The sequence below is a fragment of the Butyrivibrio sp. XBB1001 genome (assembly GCF_000424505.1).
Classification (GTDB): domain Bacteria; phylum Bacillota; class Clostridia; order Lachnospirales; family Lachnospiraceae; genus Butyrivibrio.
Genome location: NZ_AUKA01000038.1, coordinates 1 through 1,761, shown reverse-complemented (window position 1 = coordinate 1,761; position 1,761 = coordinate 1). Strand labels below are relative to the sequence as shown.

The following is a 1,761-nucleotide window of genomic DNA, read 5'->3' as shown; positions in this document are numbered from 1 at the left end:
CGTGTCCGCAGCAGCAACGTATATAAATATATCACTGGCCTATATTAGTGTCAACAACTTTTTTAACATTTTTTTCTTGACGTTATTTGCCATCCGGAAAACTTGTAAATGCGCCCCTTTCAACTATAGGAAGGCCATACTTCTCTTTGGCATCTGCAAATGCCTTGATCATAAATGACATATTTCTAGCCAGGTTTCTCATGGTCTGAAGTCCCTCAAGATCCTTCTTAACATCTTCAGCAGTGAATCCATGTACCTGATTCCAATATGTGCTGGAAGCCACAGGCATTCCGCTTATTGTAAAGTACTTATTAAGGACATCAAAGCTAGCTGTGTTGCCACCTCTTCTTGCACTAACAACAGCTGCTCCAACCTTCATATGTTTGGAGAATGAAGTGCTGTAAAAAAGTCTGTCCATAAAATAACCTTTGCCATAGCGTTATCGCTCCTCTCCTACCTTATACCTGCCAAAATAAAGTATCCTATACCGATTATTATAAACCCGCCGAACATACTCAGCAGATTTGCTACTATTCCATAGCCAAAGCTCTTCAAGAAATTACCATAGCCATCTTTGCACCTGAGCACAAAACCGTAGAATATTCCTTCCCCAACCCATATTATAATTTCCATGATAGCTAATGCCAGCAGCATAGCCATTCCTAATCGTATGGGTTTAAAATACATCAACCTGTTTAGAAAGAACTGTGTTACACCGTTTGCTATTATAAACGCCAGTATATTACCTTTAGTCAACGGATATTTAAACATAAACACCAGAACCAGGCCCTCAATGATATAAGTAAACATCACATTTCTAATAGTGCTTAAAATCCGATTGCGTAGCTGAGTTGTAGTATCTTCTAACAGTTCTCCAGTAGAATAATCCATCGTAGCATAGCAATGGTACTCAACAGCGTCACATGGCTCACTTATAGTTACATTTCCGTACTTGTCTATTACGACCGCCCTGAAATAAGATGGTGCCCAGTAATCAAAGCTATATTTATGTCGTTCATTAGACTTAAGACTGTTCATCCATGTGTTTGGATAATCAAAAAAATACCAGCCATCATAATAAAAATTTTCCAGATATTCCTCAATTTCTTCCTGATTGCTGTAATTCACCGTAAGCGGCGAGTTTGTCAAACTTTCCAGATTGTCCTCTCTACTAGTATACTGCAATAGCCCGACATAATATTCGCCTTCCGGCGGATTAATTATTGTCAGGTCAACAGAGGGCTTGTCTCCCATATCAGCATAGGCTGTTACACTAAATGAGTACATCAGCAATATAGGCAAAAGAAAAATCAGCAACTTGATCAGCTTTTTTGTAGTTTTCATTTTCTTGTATATGTCCATTCTTTTCCTCTTAGTCCCAATCATACTTAAAATCATAGCCATCTTCTGGCTCCCCTATCTCATATCCAAGAACTTTGGTGAGCTTCTCTTTAAGATCCTGATACCACTCTTCCCAAATATCTTGTGGCATTTCACCCGCAAGCTGTATCCCGCTTGGTTCGACTGATGCCCAAAGATCCACGCTTTCGCCTTTCCAACTGGGGCCATTATCATTTCCTGCCCAGTATGGCATGGATTCATAAACTTTACCAATATTTTCCCAAACATGGTCTGGAGCTGTATAGTGAATGTTAAGATTTACATCAATATTCATTTTTACCTTTCCTCTTATCAACATAGATTTATTATAAATATCGTGCGAGAAAACCCCTTCCGATGAAATCGGTTGTGGGATGAATC

The 1,761-nt window shown here is 39.1% G+C and carries 2 protein-coding genes and 1 pseudogene; all 3 read right to left on the bottom strand.

The genetic code is table 11. From position 1 onward, the window contains the following. Positions 1-82 precede the first annotated feature (82 nt). A pseudogene (locus G631_RS19560) lies at positions 83-418 on the bottom strand (flavodoxin family protein); the annotation flags it as partial. Between the two features lie 35 nt (positions 419-453). Continuing rightward, the gene (locus tag G631_RS0115975; protein ID WP_155833951.1) at positions 454-1,362 is read right to left on the bottom strand and encodes a hypothetical protein; all 909 of its coding nucleotides are present in this window, start codon (positions 1,360-1,362) and stop codon (positions 454-456) included. Between the two features lie 10 nt (positions 1,363-1,372). After that, positions 1,373-1,761 (bottom strand): hypothetical protein (locus G631_RS0115970; RefSeq protein WP_242829116.1); only part of this gene is annotated, 389 nt, incomplete at its 5' end.

Bases quoted from the DNA above. Each gene is read 5' to 3' on its own strand.
- G631_RS0115975 (WP_155833951.1), bottom strand. From the start codon at position 1,362: ATGGACATATACAAGAAAATGAAAACTACAAAAAAGCTGATCAAGTTG.